This is a genomic window from Mesorhizobium sp. CAU 1741 (assembly GCF_039839275.1).
Lineage (GTDB): Bacteria > Pseudomonadota > Alphaproteobacteria > Rhizobiales > Rhizobiaceae > Aerobium.
On record NZ_JBDOQP010000003.1, the window covers coordinates 500,086 to 517,107 of the forward strand.

Sequence of the window (17,022 nt, forward strand, 5' to 3'; positions counted from 1 at the left end):
CATCACATGTTCGGGTAGACTGGCCCTTCGCCGCCTTGCGGCGGGACCCAGTTGATGTTCTGGTTCGGGTCCTTGATGTCGCAAGTCTTGCAGTGGACGCAGTTCTGCGCGTTGATGACGAAGGTGACATCCACGCCCATGCGATCAGCGGCGGCGTTGCCGTCCGCATCGACCCACTCGTAGACGCCCGCCGGGCAATAGCGTGACGACGGCCCGGCATAGACATCGTGCTCCGAACGCTTCTGCAGGTCCATGTCCTTGACCTGCAGGTGGATCGGCTGATCCTCCTCATGGTTCGTATTGGACAGGAACAACGACGACAGACGGTCGAAGGTGAGAACGCCGTCGGGCTTTGGATAGTCGATCTTCGTGTGCTTGGCAGCCGGCTCGAGTGCGGCCGCGTCGGTCTTACCGTGCTTCATCGTACCGAATGGCGACAGGCCGATGAGCGTGTTGAGCCACATGTCGAGGCCACCGAGGCCGACGCCGAGCCACAGGCCGAACTTCGACCACAGCGGCTTGACGTTGCGAACCTTCTTGAGGTCCTTGCCGATGTCGCTGGCGCGCCACGCGGCTTCATAGCCCGCAATCTCGTCATGGGCGCGGCCGGAACCGATTGCCTCGGCGACGTGATCGGCGGCAAGCATTCCAGACTGCACCGCGTTGTGGGAGCCCTTGATGCGCGGCAGGTTGACGAAACCGGCCGAACAGCCGATCAGCGCCCCGCCCGGGAACGTCAGTTTCGGCACCGACTGGTAGCCGCCTTCGGTGATCGCGCGCGCGCCATAGGATATCCGCTTGGCGCCCTCGAAGGTGTCGCGGATCGCGGGATGGGTCTTGAAGCGCTGGAACTCCTCGAATGGCGCGAGATAGGGGTTCTTGTAGTTCAGGTGGACGACGAAGCCGACGGCGACCTGATTGTCTTCCAGATGATAGAGGAAGGACCCGCCGCCGGTGGCGCCGCCGAGCGGCCAGCCGAACGAATGCTGCACGAGGCCGGGCCGGTGCTTCTCGGGCGCGACCTGCCACAGCTCCTTGAGCCCGATGCCGTATTTTTGTGGTTCGCGGCCCTCGCCGAGGTCGAATTTCGCAATGAGCTGCTTGGCGAGGGAGCCGCGCACGCCCTCGCCTATCAGCACGTATTTGCCCAGCAGCGCCATGCCTGGCGCGTAGTTCGGACCTCTGGAGCCGTCGCGCTCGATGCCCATGTCGCCCGTCGCAACGCCGATAACGGCGCCGGCGTCATCGTAAAGCACCTCGGCTGCGGCAAATCCCGGATAGATTTCAACGCCGAGCGCCTCGGCGTGACCTGCCAGCCAACGGCAGACATTGCCGAGAGAGACGATGTAGTTGCCGTGATTGTTCATCAGCGGCGGCATCAAAAAATTCGGCAGGCGCACCGAACCGCCGGGGCCGAGGATCAGGAAGTGGTCGGCCGTCACCGGCGTCTTGAAGGGATGATCGCTCTCGGAGCGCCAGTCGGGCAGCAAGCGGTCGATGCCAATCGGGTCCACCACGGCGCCAGACAGGATGTGGGCACCGACCTCGGCACCCTTTTCCAGTACCACGACGGAGAGTTCGGGATTGACCTGCTTGAGACGGATCGCCGCCGACAGACCCGCCGGCCCCGCACCGACGATCACGACGTCGAATTCCATGCTCTCGCGTTCAATCTCGCTCATCAAACAATCCTCCGCGTCAGCCCGTCGGCACTCAAGTTCTCTGTGTACTCCCGCTCATAACGCATGATTCGGTTGGACGAAACAGCCCGCGACCTTGCACCGCAGAAGCACCACAACAATAGATACCTCTTACGTAAACGTCAAATTACCGAAGTGTGCAGGTCCCCTCACCTGAAGTCACTTCCCGTCCTGCCGGCCAGCATGTAGGTTCGAGGAAGAGGGAGGACGTATGCCAAGGATGTGGCCTGCCCTGTTGATCTCGATGATCGCGCTCGCGGGACAAGCGTCGCAGGCGGCCGACGATCTCGGGCGGTGGCATGCCGGTCCCTACTCCTACTCCGACGAAATGGGTGGCTTTGCGATCGTCGCGATTTCCGGCACCGGTTCTGCGCAGGACCCGGTGGTGCTCACGCAGGAGTTCTTCTCGGCCAGTCCGGTCACCGTGGTCATCAGGGCTGAACGGCCGATCCGCCCGCAGCACATGGAAGGCGATTTCGCCAACGGCATCATCTATATCCGCACCGAGGCGATCAACAATAGCGGCCTGCCATGGCTGGAGTTCGAGTTCGAACTGCAGGAGGTGCGCGGCGAGCCCAGCATATTCGGCGACGGGCTTTCCTTTGACCAGCGGCGCACCGACTCGGTGAACATCTCGTCGGACCGATTTGAGGAATTCAGCCGGGACTACGAGCCGTTCGACAGGCTTCTCTATCGAAACGGTACCGTCGACCCCGGCGAGACGGCGCGCTTCGATTTCCTGATCACGGATTTCACGCCGCGATGGCAATTCTTCCTGGTGCAGGACCCGACCGTGCCCTTCTCCTGACAATGTCCGCTTGCTCCCGTCGAGCCGGCGCGCGACAATGGAGCCATGCAGACAGCAGATTCCAACCAGCCGGCGTTCGACCTGCGCGAACTGTTGCGCTTCTATGCCGACGCGGGTGTCGATGAAGCGTTGATGGACATTCCCGTGGACCGGTTTGCGGAGGCCGCGCCAACCGTGGCCCGCACCCCTCCGGCAGGCGACGAAAACCCGCCGGCGCGGCCACGGCTGGAGCCGACCGCCCCGCCGCCCCGCCCCGCTCCCGCCGTCAGCGTGCCGGACGAGGCACAAGCTGCCCGCGCGCGCGAACTTGCACGCGAGGCTGCCTCGCTCGATGAACTGCGCGAAATCCTCGCCGGCTTCGACGGCTGCAACCTGAAATTCACCGCCAAACAGATGGTGTTCGCCGACGGCGACCCGCAGGCCGACCTGATGCTGGTCGGCGAAGCGCCGGGCCGCGACGAGGATATCGAAGGACTACCGTTCGTCGGCCGCTCGGGACGGTTGCTCGACCGGATGCTTGCGGCGATCGGGATCGATCGCAAGAGCGCCTATATCGCCAACGTCATCCCGTGGCGCCCGCCGGGCAACCGCACGCCGACGCCGCTCGAAACCGAGATCTGCCGGCCGTTCATCGAGCGCCAGATCGAGCTGGCACGGCCGAAAGTGCTGGTGACGCTGGGCGGACCGGCATCGAAGGTCCTGCTGAACGCCACCGAAGGTGTCCTGCGCCTGCGCGGCAACTGGAAGGTCCACCGTACCCCAGCGGGAGTGGATATCCCCGCCATGCCGACGCTTCACCCGGCCTATCTGCTGCGAAATCCCGCCCATAAGAAACTTGCATGGCGGGATCTGCTGGAGATCAGGGCAAAGCTGGACGCGCTTCGCGGCTGATTATGCCGATGCGTGGGAAGCCGGATGCTCAGGAAATCCGTCGGGAGTGCCGCGACTACTGCGGCGGCGCGACCTTTCGTGCCTTGCCGCGTTCGAGGCCGAGCTGGCGCTCGCGCCAGATGATGAAGATGCCGGCGGCGACCACGATGATGCCGCCGACCACGGTGTGCGCCGTCGGCAGGTCCCCGAATGCAAGATACCCAACCGCGATGCCGAGGATCATCGAGCTGTATTCGAAAGGCGCGACCGTCGAAGCCTCGGCGTGGCGATAGCTCTCCGTCATGAGGATCTGCCCGACGCCGCCGCAGATGCCCGCGGCGACGAGGAATAGTGTGGCCCGCATTGTGAGAGGGTCCCAGCCGAAGGGAATCGTCAGGAGCGCCGCCACCGAGGCCGTCAGTGAGAACCACAACACGATAGACGCCGTCTTTTCCGTCTGCACCAGCCGGCGGACCAGCAGCATCGCCACCGCCGAGATCGCCGCGCCGACAAAAGCTGCAAGAACACCGGCGAGTTCGTCGTTGCCGAGGCCGGCACCTTCGCTGAACAGGGTCAGCCGCGGCCACGAGATGATGACGACGCCAACGAGACCGATCACCACCGCGGTCCAGCGGAATATGCGGATCGTCTCGCCAAGAAACAGCGCGCTGAAGACGACGACGAGCAGAGGCTGCGCATAGTTGAGGGTGATGGCCTCCGGCAGAGGCAGGCGCGTGAGTGCGAAAAATCCCAAGCCCATCGAGGTGACGCCGACGACGCCGCGCGCGATGTGGCTCAAAGGGTGCTTGGTGCTGAGCGCCGTGCGCAGTTCGCGCCGCCATGCGAGCATCACGATCAGCGGAAGGATGGCGAAGAACGAGCGGAAGAAGACGATCTGCCCCGCCGGCAACTGTCCCGCCGCTTTGATGAATGCCGACATCGCCACGAAGATGGTCACGGAGACGATCTTGAGCGTGATGCCGCGCAGCGGGTTGCCGGCGGCGGCGGGAGATGGTGTCACGGACGCATCATTTCGGGGAACGGGCCTGCTCGATCGCCTGCCACACGCGCTGCGGCGTGGCGGGCATCTCGATATGACCGATTCCGTATGCCCTGTGAAGCGCGTCGGTGACGGCGTTGATGACGGCTGGCGCCGCGCCGATCGTGCCGGCCTCGCCAGCCCCCTTCATGCCCATGGCATTGGTGGTCGAGGGCACGTTGCGGGTCTCGAAGTGGAATGATGGCACGCTATCGGCTCGCGGTATGGCGTAGTCCATGAAACTTGCCGAGAGCAGCTGGCCGTCTTCGCCGTAGACGGCGTCTTCGGTCAGCGCCTGTCCGATGCCCTGAACCACGCCGCCATGAACCTGACCGGCAAGCAGAAGCGGGTTCAGCGTGGCGCCGAAATCATCGACGATGACATAGTTGACGATGTCGGTGGTACCGGTGTCGGGGTCGATCTCGACTTCGCAGATATGTGTGCCGTTCGGATAGGTCGCCTCTTCCTGAACGAAGTCACCGAAGCCCTTGATATCGTCCGGCGATTTCGCAGCCCTGGCGACCGAGGCGAAGTCGATGCTGCGGTCGGTGCCGACGATGCGCGCCTCGCCATTCGCGAGTTCGATGTCGTCCGGCGCCGCCTCGAGTTCGTCGGCGGCGATCTTCCTGATCTTCTTGGCCAGGTCCTCCCCGGCCCGCGAGGCCGAGACGCCACCGAGCGGGATCGATCGCGAGCCCCCGGTGCCGCCGCCCTTGTCGAGGCGGGCCGTGTCGCCCTGATGCAGGCGTATCCGGTTGATGTCGAGCTCGAGCTTTTCGGCGACGAGTTGGGCATAGGCGGTCGCGTGCCCCTGCCCGTTCGACTGGGTTCCGATCAGCAATGTGACCGTTCCATCCTCGTTAAGGACGGCATGGGCAGGTTCGGAGCCGGCGAAGGCGCAGGCCTCGATATAGGTCGCCATGCCGATGCCGCGCAGCTTGCCTTCCGCCTCGGCCGCGTCGCGGCGCGTGGCAAAGCCTTTCCAATCGGCACGCTCCATCGCGGCCCGCATGTGGCCTTCGAACTCGCCGACGTCGTAGCATCGGCCGGTCGGCGTCCGGTATGGAAACTGCGCCGGCTGGATGAAATTGCGGCTGCGGATCTCGTCAGGCGTCATGCTGAGGTCACGGGCGCAGGCGTCGACCAGCTTCTCGACGAGGAACGCCGCTTCGGGACGGCCGGCGCCGCGATAGGCATCGACCGGGCAGGTGTTGGTGTAGACACCGGTGATGGTGACGTCGAGCGCGGGGATGTCGTAGACGCCCGTCGACATGGTCGCGCCCATGAACGGGATCGTCGGCCCAAACTGATGCGCGTATGCACCCATATTGGCGGTGTTGCGGACGCGAAGGCCGAGGAACCGCCCCTCCTCGTCCATTGCCATCTCGGCCTCGACGACGTTATCGCGGCCCTGCGCGTCGGTGAGGAAATGTTCGGTCCGGTCGCCGGTCCACTTCACCGGACGGCCCAAACGACGCGCGGCCTCCAGCACCAGCGGATATTCGCGGTAGACAAACACCTTGGGGCCAAAACCTCCACCGACATCCGGCGTGATGACGCGCAGCTTGTCGTGCGGGATGGAAAACACCTGGTCGGCGATGATGCGGCGCATCGAATGGACACCCTGGGAGCCGGTGGTCAGGGTCAGGCTTTCATCCGCGGCATTCCACTCGCCGATCGCGGCGCGTGGCTCCATGTAGTTGCAGATCAGCCTGTTGTTCAGGAAGCGAATGCGCGTCACGTGCTTGGCGGCGGCAAACGCCTTGTCGGCAAGCTCCTTGTCGCCCAAGTGATATTCGAATGCCTTTTCGGTGGATTCCGCGGTGCTGGAAACCGCATCCTCGGTTTCGTAATCGACTTCGATCAGCTCGGCGGCGTCCTGGGCCAGTGCGCGGGTATCCGCGACGACGAACGCCACGGCATCGCCGACATAATTGACGCGGTCGCGGCACAGGACGGGAATGTCGCGTGTCTGCGCCTTGCTGCCATCCGGCTGTTTCTGCATCGCTCCCGACCGGAGTTGGCCCAGATGGTCGATCTCGGCAGCGGTGAGAACCAGATGCACGCCCGGTGCCGCGCGGGCCGCGTCGAGTGACCCGATCGTGAACGTGCCCTTGGCCACGGGAGACCGCAGCACATAGGCGTGCAGGACGCCGTCGGGCGAGATATCGTCTGTATAGCGTCCGTTGCCGGTGGTGAACGCGTCGTCCTCCAGACGCGTGACGGACGCTCCCATACCGAATTTCGGCGCAATGACGTTCATGGTGGCTTCCTGGAGGCTAGGTGGCTGATGGCGGTGAGATAGATCGCCTGACAGTTTTGTCGAGCAGTGTGATCATGTAAAGACCACGAGTCGATTATCATTAGGGGCGGCGTCGTGCCGCTGAGGGAACAGCAGCGAATGCGCAAGGACACGGGTCAGATTTTCCGCATCGAGGACTATCGGGCGAGCGACTACGCCATCCCCCGCACGGCATTGAGCTTCCAGCTTTCCGCCGAGGCGACCACGGTCACGGCCGAACTCGATATAGAGCGCCGAGATGGCGTCGCTGCCGATGCACCGCTGGTACTCGACGGAGACGAGTTGTCGCTGGCCAGCATCCTGATCGACGGCGAAGAGCCCGATGCGTCGGCCTATGAAGCAACGCCTCAGCGTCTGACGATCGCCAGGCCGCCGCGCGGGAAAACGTTCCGGCTGACCCTCGTGACGCGTCTCGATCCGGCCCACAACAGTTCGCTGATGGGGCTCTATCTGTCGAACGGAGTCTACTGCACCCAGTGCGAGCCCGAAGGATTTCGCAGGATCACCTATTTCATCGACCGGCCGGACATGCTGTCGGTCTACACGGTGCGTATCGAAGCGGAAAAGGGTGCCGCGCCCATCCTGCTGTCGAACGGCAATCCTGTCGAGAGTGGCGATCTGGAGGGCGGACGCCACTATGCGCTCTGGCACGATCCGTTTCCCAAGCCGTCCTACCTGTTCGCGCTGGTGGCAGGCGACCTCGCCCTTCTGTCCGACGAATTCACCACGGCATCGGGCCGCAAGGTCGATCTCGGCATCTATGTCGAGCACGGAAAGCGCGACCGCGCCGCCTATGCGATGGACGCACTCAAGCGCTCAATGAAATGGGACGAGGAGGTCTTCGGACTGGAATATGACCTCGACGTATTCAATATCGTCGCGGTTTCCGACTTCAACATGGGCGCGATGGAGAACAAGGGCCTCAACGTCTTCAACGACAAATACGTGCTGGCAGACGAGAGCACGGCGACCGATGCCGACTTCGCCAATATCGAGGCAATCATCGCGCATGAGTATTTCCACAATTGGACTGGCAACAGAATCACTTGCCGCGACTGGTTCCAGCTCTGCCTCAAGGAAGGGCTGACCGTCTTCCGCGATCATGAGTTCTCGGCCGACCAGCGCTCGCGCGCGGTGAAGCGCATCGCCGAGGTGCGTACCTTGCGCGCTCACCAGTTTCCCGAGGACCAGGGGCCGCTGGCCCACCCGGTCCGCCCGCGCCGCTATCGGGAGATCAACAACTTCTACACCGCGACCGTCTACGAGAAGGGGTCGGAAGTCGTGCGCATGATACGCACGATTCTCGGCGCCGACGACTTCCGGAAAGGCATGGGCCTTTACATTTCCCGGCATGACGGCGAGGCCGCCACGATCGAGGATTTCCTCAAGGCGTTCGAGGACGCGTCCGGGCAGGATCTGTCGCAGTTCGCCCTCTGGTACCATCAGGCTGGCACACCCAACCTGACGATCACCACCGCACACGACGCGGAAGCAGGCGAGTTCCGCATGGAGATCGAGCAATCGGTGCCGCCGACACCGTCCGAGAGCCGCAAGCGCCTGATGCACATTCCGCTTGCGTTCGGGTTGGTCGACGAAGACGGCAACGACATCGTGCCGACGGAGATCGACGGCGCAACGGTTGAGAACGGCATCGTTCATGTCCGCAAGCGCAAGCAGAGCGTACGTTTTCGTGGCATCCCCAAGCGCCCTGCCCTGTCGCTGAACCGTGGCTTTTCGGCGCCGATCACGCTGTCGATCGAGCAGCGCTCGGACGACCTGCTCTTCCTCGCGCGCAAGGACAGCGACCTTGTCGCCCGCTGGCAGGCGCTCAATACCGTCTTCACCGAATCGTTGATCCAGGGCTTCCGCGCGGTGCGCGGGCAAAAGCCGCCGCAGTTCGGCGAAGGGCTGATCCGTGCGACCGCGGAGATCGCGGACGACGACAGCCTGGAGGCGGCATTCCGCGCGCTGGCGCTCACGCTGCCAGCCGAAGCGGACATCGCACGGGAGATCGGATCGCAGATCGATCCGGACGCCATTCATGTCGCGCGCGAGTCGCTCGCCGGAAAGATAGCCACCGACAATACGGACGTCTTCTCGCGTCTCTATGACAGTCTGGACAATGGGGAAGCGTTCAACCCCGATGCCGCCAGCGCCGGCAGGCGGGCATTGCGCAACGTGCTGCTCGACTATCTCGCCGCCAGCGACGACGAGCCCGGCCGTGCCGCGCGCCAGTTCGAGACTGCGACGAACATGACCGACAAGGCCGCCGCTCTAGCGGTGCTGGCGCACAGGTTTCCCGGTCATGACCGCACGGTCGCCGCATTGGCAGAGTTCGAAGGGCAATATGCCGCCGACCCTCTGGTGCTGGACAAGTGGTTCCAGATCCAGGCGACGGCGCCGACCGCCGATGCCGTAGAACGGGTGGAGACGCTGACCCGCCATCCGGGCTTCTCGATCCGCAACCCGAACCGCGTGCGCGCGCTGATCGGCACTTTCTCGACGATGAACCAGACCGGCTTCCATCGGGCCGACGGTGCCGGCTATCGCTTCTTTGCGAGGTCGGTGCTGGAAATCGAGAAGCGAAATCCGCAGGTTGCGGCGAGGCTTGCCACCGCTTTGCGTTCCTGGCGCTCACTGGAGCCCACACGTCAGGCAGCGGCACGCGAGGCGCTTCTGGAAATCGCCGCGCCAGCGGACCTTTCCAGCGACCTGCGCGACATCGTGGAGCGCACGCTCGCATAGGTGCGCAGGGCGTTCCGGCCCCTAACGATTTCGTAACTTTTCGGGCCGCGCCCACTGGACACGGAGAATCGCGTCTGATTCCTTATGGATGATTCGGACGTGCGGCGTTGCGGGGTCAATCGAGGGACAGGATGGGGAGCCATTCCATGGCTAAGGCGGACGCGTGGAACGCGCCCGATGGGAGCTTCTATGCGCGGCGCGCCGCAGCACAGAGAGCTGGCGCTGGCCTGAGCGGCCACGCGCGGATGATCGCGGCGCCCGCCTATCGGCGCCTGCTGGCCGCCGAGCCCGTGCTGAAGCGCCTGATCCCAGTGCTCATCGTCGTCTTTCTCGTCATGGTCGCAGGCACGCGCAGCCTGTCCCTGATGGCGGATCGCGAGGACGTCGACCGCTCCGCCAGGGCCCTGCTAGGGCTGGCTTCCACCCAGATTGCCCACGCCCTCACCGCACGCCAAACGCGTGGCGAGACGGACGATTCCGTCTATCGCATGCTCATCGAAGATATTACCCGCTCTGGTCCGCTCGGCGGCCACCATGCGCTGCTGATCGTCGACGGCGAAATGGCCGTCAAGGCTGCCACTCCGCTCGGCGCGACGTGGCTTGGACGGTCGCTGGAGGACGTCATCTCCGGGGGGCAGCCGCTGTTCCTTTTCGGTGAACGCGCTGGCGTCATGGAAGTGCGAGTGGGCGACACGATCTGGTATGCGGCGATGGCCGCAGCGGAGGAACGCAAGGCGGCGGCGCTCGCAATGATCCCGCGAGACAGCGTGTTTGCCGAATGGCGCAAGGAGGTGACGCTGAACGTCACGCTCTTCGTCGCCACCGCAGCCGTGCTGATCGTCATCCTCTACGCCTATTTCGGGCAGGCAGCGCGGGCACAGGCAGCCGACAGGCTCTATCTGGAGGCCCACGAGCGTGTCGACCTCGCACTGGTGCGCGGCCGGTGCGGCCTGTGGGACTGGGACATGGTGCGGGGCAGGATGTACTGGTCCCGCTCGATGTACGACATGCTGGGCTATGAACCGACAGAATCGATGCTGTCCTTCGGTGCCGTTTCGGAGATCATCCATCACGAGGACGGCAACCTCTTCGAGATCGCCAACCGGATCGTCTCGCGGGAGATCGACCAGGTCGACCAGGTGTTCCGTATGCGGCATGCCGACGGGCACTGGGTCTGGATCCGCGCCAAGGCGCAGGTCAACGATCCCGACGCGCCGGAAATCCATCTCGTGGGCATCGCCATCGACATCACCGAGCAGCGCAATCTCGCGCAACGCTCCGAGACGGCGGATCTGCGGCTGCGCACGGCGATCGAGAACATCTCGGAATCGTTCGTCCTGTGGGACTCCAGCCAGTGCCTGGTCATGTGCAACACCAAGTACCAGCAGGACAACGGCCTTTCTGACCAGGACATCGTGCCGGGCACGGCACGCAAGCTGATCGACCAGCGCATGACGGCGCTGGCTCATGAGCGGCGCCTTGCCAACGCCAACGGCCCGTCGGGCGGCGCGACCTATGAACGCCAGCTCGCCGACGGGCGCTGGCTGCAGGTCAACGAGTTGAAGACGCGCGACGGAGGCATGGTTTCGGTCGGCGCCGACATCACCCAGCTCAAGCAGCATCAGGAAAAGCTCGTCGACAGCGAACGCCGGCTGATGGCGACGATCCACGACCTCAGCCTGGCGCGAAAAGCCGAGGGAGAGCGCACAGCGGAGCTCGTCGAGCTCAACCGCAAATACATGAAGGAGACAGAAAGGGCCGAGGCGGCGAGCCGCGCGAAATCGGAATTCCTGGCCAATATGAGCCACGAACTGCGCACTCCACTGAATGCCATCATCGGCTTCTCCGAAATGATGCAGCAGGCCTATTTCGGGCCGCTTGGCTCGGAGAAGTACGGCGAGTACGTGAAGGACATCCACGGGGCCGGTTCCTACCTGCTCGGCGTGATCAACGACATCCTCGACATGTCCAAGATCGAGGCGGGTCAATTCTCCATCGAGCGCGAGGGCATCGATCTCGCGCCGCTCATCAGCGAGACCGTGCGCGTCGTCGCGCTGCAGGCAGCCGAAAAGTCGATCACGGTCGAGACCAAGATCTCCGACTCCATGGTGCTCTACGCCGATCGCCGTGCGATCAAGCAGATCGTCATCAACCTGCTGTCCAATGCGGTGAAATTCACCGGCAATGGCGGTCACATCTCACTGCGGGCGCGCAAGGTTTCGGGCGCCATCATGCTGTCGATCGAGGATACCGGCTGCGGCATTCCGAGGGACGCGCTCAAGAAGCTTGGGCGCCCCTTCGAGCAGGTGCAGAACCAGTTCTCCAAGAACCACAGTGGTTCGGGGCTGGGCTTGGCCATCTCTCGCTCGCTCGCCGCACTGCATGGCGGCGCCCTGAAAATCCGCTCCACCGAAGGCGTGGGGACCATCGTCTCGGTGCGCATCCCTTTGAAGGGAAATCAGGCGAAGAAGGCGGCCTGAGGGGTCAGCTTCGCCGCTTCGCGACGAGCCGTTCGAAATGCGCGGCGACCGTCCCGGCCGTGTCCTTCAGATGAGCCTCCAATATCGCGAGACCGGGAAGATCAGTGCTGCGCAGCAGCAGGTCGGCAAGGCCCGGCGGCACGTCGTCAGGTTCGAGGGGGCCGGTCAGGCACAGGCGAATGATCTGCGTCAACGACAAATAGAGCGCATAGGCGGCAACGAGTTCTTCACGGGACTGGGCATCGCAGAAGTCGGGGGCGAGCCGCGCCAGCGCATCTCCGGTTGACGTTGGCGGCCATTCGTCGGGCTGGATATGTCCCGTGAGCCGCGCGCACTGGGCGATAAACTCAAGGTCGATCTGGCCGCCGGGGATGAGCTTGAGATCCCAGATGTCGCGCGGCGGCTTTTCCTCCGCGATCGTCTTGCGCATGTCGGCGGCGTCGCGCAGGATCTTCGCTTCGTCATGCACGCTCTCGAGCACGGCGGCGACGTCCAGTTCGACCGTCTTGCACAATGTCTCGTCGCCGGCCACGGCACGCGCCCGGGTGAGCGCCATGTGCTCCCATGTCCAGGCCTCCTCTCGCTGGTACTTGCGGAAGGCCTCGATGTTGGTGGCGACGGGCCCCTTGTTGCCGGATGGCCGAAGGCGCAGGTCCAGTTCGTAGAGCACGCCCTCCGCCGTGGGCGCGGACACCGCCGCGATGAGGCGCTGCGTCAGGCGAGCATAGTAGTGAGACGGGGCTAGCGGCTTCTCGCCATCGGACTCTTCGGCGCCCTCCGCATGGTCGTAGAGCAGGATGAGATCGACATCCGACCCCGCGGTGAGCTCGCGGCTGCCAAGCTTGCCCATGCCCAGGATCGCCACTTGCCCCCCGGCGACATGGCCGTGACGAACGGCGAACTCGTCCTTTACAGCATCGAGCGCCGAGCCGATCGTCAGATCGGCCAGATCGGAAAACGCCTTGCCTGCCCGCACGGCATCGATCGCGCCGGTCAGCAAACGGACACCGATGAGGAACTTCTGTTCGGCCGCAAAGATGCGCAGCCGGTCTAGCTTCTCTTCATGCAACTGCGCGCCTTCCAGGAACGCGTCCAGTCGCGCGGCGAGATACGCCTTGTTGGGGAGCTCGGACATCAGGCCGGGATCGAGCAGCCCGTCGAAAACATGCGGCCTGCGCGTGATTATGGCCGAAAGGCGCGGTGCGGCGCCCATGATCGTCGCCAGCAGTTCAAGCAGCGCCGGGTTGGACTGCAGCAGCGAGAATAGCTGGATCCCGGCGGGCAGGCCCGACAGAAATTCGTCGAAACGGATCAGTGCCTCGTCGGCGCGGCGGGTACGGCCGAAGGTCTCGAGCAAAGCGGGCGTCAGTTCCGTCAGGCGCTCCCGCGCCTCCGCAGACTGGGTGGCGCGATAGCGGCCGAAATGCCAGGTTCTGATGACCCGGCAGATGTCGCTCGGCCGCGAAAAGCCCAGTTCCGACAGGGTTTCAAGCGTGCCCGGGTCGTCCACATCGCCGGTAAAGACGAGATTTCCAACCCCGCGCGACAATTGCGGAGCCGTCTCGAAGAGTGCGGCATAGTGCTTTTCGACCAGAAGCAGCGACGAGCGGAAGGTCGAGGAAAATGTCTCGGCGGCGTCATAGCCGAGCATATGCGCAATGCGCTCCAGCCCCTCATCGTCTTCCGGCAGATTGTGGGTCTGTTCGTCGGCGACCATCTGGATTGCGTGCTCGACGTCGCGCAGGAACCAGTATTGTTTCGTCAGCGCATTGCGCGCCTCCGGGGTTATCCAGCCGCGCTCCGCCAGCTCGGCCAGCATCGCGGTCGTCTCGCGGCCGCGCAGCTCGGGAAACCGCCCGCCGGCGATGAGCTGCTGGGTCTGGACGAAGAACTCGATCTCACGAATGCCGCCGCGGCCCAGCTTGACGTTGTGGCCCTTGACCGCGACCTCGCCATGGCCCTTGTGAGCATGGATCTGGCGCTTGATCGAATGGACGTCCGCGATGGCCGCGAAGTCCATGTACTTGCGCCAGACATAAGGCGTGAGTTCCTTCAGGAAGGCCCTGCCCGCCTCGATGTCGCCGGCAACGGGCCGCGCCTTTATCATAGCGGCGCGCTCCCAGTTCTGGCCTCTGCTCTCGTAATAATTCAGCGCGGCAAGGACCGGGATCGCGAGCGGTGTCGAGCCCGGGTCGGGACGCAGGCGCAAGTCGGTGCGGAAGACATAGCCATGCTCCGTCCGGTCCTGAAGGATCCGCACCAGTCGCCGCGTCAGCCGGGCGAAGAGTTCGGTCGCCTCGAGCGGATCGCTCACCGCCGCCGCCTCCGGATCGAAGAACACGATGAGATCGATGTCGGAGGAAAAGTTCAGTTCGTTGGCACCGAGCTTGCCCATGCCGAGGACGATCCAGCCGGATCGTTGGCCCGGTATTTCCGGTTCCGGCAAAGCGAGCTTTCCGGCACGATGCGCGTCGCGCAGCAGGAAATCGATCGCGGCCGAAACGCAGGCGTCAGCCAGCGCGCTCAACCGCCTTACCGTTGTCTGCGCATCGGACTCGCCGGCCAGATCAGCCAACGCGATCAGGAAATGCACCTCGCCCTTCCGTTCGCGCAACTCGCGCATGAGTTCGGATTCGGTCTGTTCGGCGCCACATCCGCAGGCACGGATTGCGTCGATGATAGACGTCAGTCGGTCGACAAGTGGCGTATCGAACAGCGCTTCCAGCATTTGCGGCCTGCGGCGGGCGCTGTCACGCAGGAACGGGGATAGATCGAAAGCAGCCCCCAAGAACCGTGCAAGGGGCGCATCACTTTCGACGAGGGCCGCCAGATGCGAGAGCGACTTTTCTCGCGCCGCCTCGGCAATGTCTTGCAGGGTCTCGGCAGCGTTTTCGGGTTCCAGCGGAGCCAGCACGGCAGCCGGCATTCCAAACCAGCGTTCCCCTGTTTCAGCCTTGCTCATCCTTGCGCGAATCCCCCGGAAATATCATTTTGACCGATAGTCCAGGGTTTCGACCGGACAATTCAAGTCTTCCGCCGTGAAATTCCATCACGGCCTTGGCAAGACTCAATCCGAGGCCGGAGCCTGGTTGCGAACGGCTCTGCTCCAGCCGCACGAAACGTTCCGTCGCCCTGTCGCGATCTTCTTCAGGGATGCCGGGCCCATTGTCGGCGATTTCCAGCACGACAGCCCCTGCCTCTGGGCGGAGCGAGACGACGACCTTCGGCGCGTCGACCGAGCCGGCGGAATATTTGATCGCGTTGTCGACGATGTTCGACAGAGCCTGCGCGACGAGCTCGCGATTGGCCTGCAACGTGGTCTCTCCTGCAGTGACGGACTTCAACGCCACGCCGACGTCTTCTGCCGCTGGCTCGTAGAGGTCGACGACATCCGCGACAATCTCCGCCAAATCGACGGGGCCGGTCTGCTCGGCGGAATAGCCCGCCTCGAGCCGGGAAATCATCAGGATCGCATTGAAGGTGCGGATCAACTGGTCCGACTCAGAAATGGTCGCCTCCAAGGCAGCACGGTAGCCGGATTCTTTCGGATTGCCCCCAAGTGCCGACTCGGCACGATTTCGCAGCCGGGTGAGAGGCGTCTTGAGGTCGTGCGCGATGTTGTCGGAGACCTGTTTGAGCCCTTCATTGAGCCTGGCGATGCGCGTCAGCATGACGTTAAGGTTTTCCGACAGCCGATCGAACTCGTCGCCCGAGCCGCTGACCGGCAGGCGTCCCGACAGATCGCCGCCCATGATCCGCCTGCTTGCATCGGAAACCTGGTCGATGCGCTTGAGCGCGCTGCGTCCGACGAAGAACCAGATCAGCAGCGCGCCGACCCCCATCATGCCGAACGCGAGGATCAGGGCGCGATTGACGATGTCGCGGATGAGCGCCGGTTCGCCAAGGTCGCGCCCGACGAGCAGGATCATCTGGTTGGGCAGCCGCAAGACGAGCGCGACGGCCTGATGCGAAGGTTCGGCGTCTTCCTCGCGGGCGGCGCCTTCTCCGTAGCGGCGATAGGAGAACGGACGTTGCGTCCAGCCTTCGGCTGCCATGACGCCGGGTTCGAGGCCCTCGACATTGCCGGACAGAATGCGTCCGGTCGGCTCGGCGATGAGATAGAGATTGGCGCCGGGCTGGCGCGAACGCGTCTCGACGAAGCGTACCAGCAATGGCAACCCACCGCGCTGGTAGGCACCGCCCAGCACCTGCACCTCGGCCGCGATCGTCTCCTGCGTCTGCGCCGTGAGCATGCGGACGGACAGCGACGACATGTAGAAGACGAGCACCGTGGCGCACAGCGCGAACAGGATGAGAAACAGCGCGGAAAGCCGCGCTGCCGTTGTCTTCATGAGGGCGGGCACCGCCAGCCTCATCACCCTGCTTTCAACATATACCCCGCGCCGCGTATCGTATGCAGCACGGGCTTTTCGAAGCCCTTTTCGATCTTCGAGCGCAATCGCGAAACATGCACGTCGATGACGTTTGTCTGCGGGTCGAAATGGTAGTCCCAAACATTCTCCAGAAGCATCGTGCGGGTCACGACCTGCCCTGCGTGCCGCATCAAATATTCGAGCAGCCGGAACTCGCGGGGCTGAAGCACGATCTCCTTGCCCGCCCTCTTGACCGTATGCGACAGGCGGTCGAGCTCGAGATCGCCGGTGCGATAGATGGTTTCGACATCCTTGGCACCGGACCTGCGGCTCAGCACTTCGACGCGCGCGAGAAGTTCGGTGAACGCATAGGGTTTTGTCAGGTAGTCGTCGCCGCCCGCGCGCAGGCCGGTCACGCGGTCATCGACCTCGCCAAGGGCGGAGAGGATCAGCACCGGTGTCTCGACACCGCGCGCCCGCAGGCCGGCGATGACCGAAAGTCCGTCGCGCTTGGGCAACATGCGATCGACGACGAGCACGTCGTAGTCGCCGTCTCCGGCAAGCGCGAAGCCGATTTCACCGTCCCCGGCGACGTGCGCGTTGTGTCCGGCTTCGGCCAGCGCCTTCTCGAGATAGTCCGCCGCCTCGCGGTCGTCTTCAATGACAAGAATCTTCATGGCTCGACTATACGCGAAAACGAGAAAA

The 17,022-nt window shown here is 64.0% G+C and carries 10 protein-coding genes; 4 read left to right on the forward strand and 6 right to left on the reverse strand.

What is annotated here, in order from left to right; all coding sequences use genetic code 11:
• Window positions 1–2 precede the first annotated feature (2 nt).
• Window positions 3–1,682 (reverse strand): electron transfer flavoprotein-ubiquinone oxidoreductase, encoded by a 1,680-nt coding sequence (locus AAFN84_RS16130; RefSeq protein WP_347515623.1) that lies wholly within the window; start codon window positions 1,680–1,682, stop codon window positions 3–5.
• 229 nt (window positions 1,683–1,911) lie between these two features.
• Here AAFN84_RS16130 and AAFN84_RS16135 point away from each other — a divergent pair, with 229 nt between their 5' ends.
• Both AAFN84_RS16135 and AAFN84_RS16140 read left to right on the forward strand, forming a co-directional pair.
• Window positions 1,912–2,508, forward strand: coding sequence for a hypothetical protein (locus AAFN84_RS16135; RefSeq protein ID WP_347515624.1), 597 nt, complete (start codon window positions 1,912–1,914; stop codon window positions 2,506–2,508).
• 45 nt (window positions 2,509–2,553) lie between these two features.
• Window positions 2,554–3,399, forward strand: a complete 846-nt coding sequence (locus AAFN84_RS16140) for a uracil-DNA glycosylase (RefSeq protein ID WP_347515625.1) — start codon at window positions 2,554–2,556, stop codon at window positions 3,397–3,399.
• A gap of 55 nt (window positions 3,400–3,454) precedes the next feature.
• On the opposite strand, the gene AAFN84_RS16145 is transcribed toward AAFN84_RS16140, so the two are convergent.
• Window positions 3,455–4,399, reverse strand: coding sequence for a DMT family transporter (locus tag AAFN84_RS16145; protein ID WP_347515626.1), 945 nt, complete (start codon window positions 4,397–4,399; stop codon window positions 3,455–3,457).
• A gap of 7 nt (window positions 4,400–4,406) precedes the next feature.
• Window positions 4,407–6,680: a xanthine dehydrogenase family protein molybdopterin-binding subunit gene (locus tag AAFN84_RS16150; RefSeq protein ID WP_347515627.1), complete on the reverse strand. Its 2,274-nt coding sequence runs from the start codon at window positions 6,678–6,680 to the stop codon at window positions 4,407–4,409.
• A 138-nt stretch (window positions 6,681–6,818) separates the two neighbouring features.
• Here AAFN84_RS16150 and pepN point away from each other — a divergent pair, with 138 nt between their 5' ends.
• Together pepN and AAFN84_RS16160 are read left to right on the forward strand one after the other, a co-directional pair.
• Entirely contained in the window at window positions 6,819–9,464 is a 2,646-nt protein-coding gene (gene pepN, locus AAFN84_RS16155) for an aminopeptidase N (RefSeq protein ID WP_347515628.1), read from the forward strand.
• 146 nt (window positions 9,465–9,610) lie between these two features.
• Window positions 9,611–11,944, forward strand: a complete 2,334-nt coding sequence (locus AAFN84_RS16160) for an ATP-binding protein (RefSeq protein ID WP_347515629.1) — start codon at window positions 9,611–9,613, stop codon at window positions 11,942–11,944.
• Window positions 11,945–11,948: 4 nt separating this feature from the next.
• Here AAFN84_RS16160 and AAFN84_RS16165 read toward each other — a convergent pair whose 3' ends face one another.
• From AAFN84_RS16165 to AAFN84_RS16175, 3 genes are read right to left on the reverse strand one after another with little or no spacing between them, the layout of a single operon-like run.
• Complete coding sequence (locus tag AAFN84_RS16165) at window positions 11,949–14,906, reverse strand: bifunctional [glutamine synthetase] adenylyltransferase/[glutamine synthetase]-adenylyl-L-tyrosine phosphorylase (RefSeq protein WP_347515630.1); 2,958 nt, start codon at window positions 14,904–14,906, stop codon at window positions 11,949–11,951.
• On the reverse strand, window positions 14,893–16,320 hold the full coding sequence (locus AAFN84_RS16170) for a HAMP domain-containing sensor histidine kinase (protein WP_347515632.1): 1,428 nt from the start codon (window positions 16,318–16,320) through the stop codon (window positions 14,893–14,895). The genes AAFN84_RS16165 and AAFN84_RS16170 overlap by 14 nt, the downstream gene beginning before the upstream one ends.
• A complete protein-coding gene (locus AAFN84_RS16175) occupies window positions 16,320–16,994 on the reverse strand; it encodes a response regulator transcription factor (protein WP_347515633.1) in 675 nt (224 codons plus the stop codon). Before AAFN84_RS16175 ends, AAFN84_RS16170 begins: the two co-directional genes overlap by 1 nt.
• Between the last annotated feature and the right edge of the window lie 28 nt (window positions 16,995–17,022).

Coding starts and splice junctions, on each gene's coding strand:
- AAFN84_RS16130 (WP_347515623.1), bottom strand. CDS start 1,682: ATGAGCGAGATTGAACGCGAGAGCATGGAATTCGACGTCGTGATCGTC.
- AAFN84_RS16135 (WP_347515624.1), top strand. CDS start 1,912: ATGCCAAGGATGTGGCCTGCCCTGTTGATCTCGATGATCGCGCTCGCG.
- AAFN84_RS16140 (WP_347515625.1), top strand. CDS start 2,554: ATGCAGACAGCAGATTCCAACCAGCCGGCGTTCGACCTGCGCGAACTG.
- AAFN84_RS16150 (WP_347515627.1), bottom strand. CDS start 6,680: ATGAACGTCATTGCGCCGAAATTCGGTATGGGAGCGTCCGTCACGCGT.
- pepN (WP_347515628.1), top strand. CDS start 6,819: ATGCGCAAGGACACGGGTCAGATTTTCCGCATCGAGGACTATCGGGCG.
- AAFN84_RS16160 (WP_347515629.1), top strand. CDS start 9,611: ATGGCTAAGGCGGACGCGTGGAACGCGCCCGATGGGAGCTTCTATGCG.
- AAFN84_RS16165 (WP_347515630.1), bottom strand. CDS start 14,906: ATGAGCAAGGCTGAAACAGGGGAACGCTGGTTTGGAATGCCGGCTGCC.
- AAFN84_RS16170 (WP_347515632.1), bottom strand. CDS start 16,320: ATGAGGCTGGCGGTGCCCGCCCTCATGAAGACAACGGCAGCGCGGCTT.
- AAFN84_RS16175 (WP_347515633.1), bottom strand. CDS start 16,994: ATGAAGATTCTTGTCATTGAAGACGACCGCGAGGCGGCGGACTATCTC.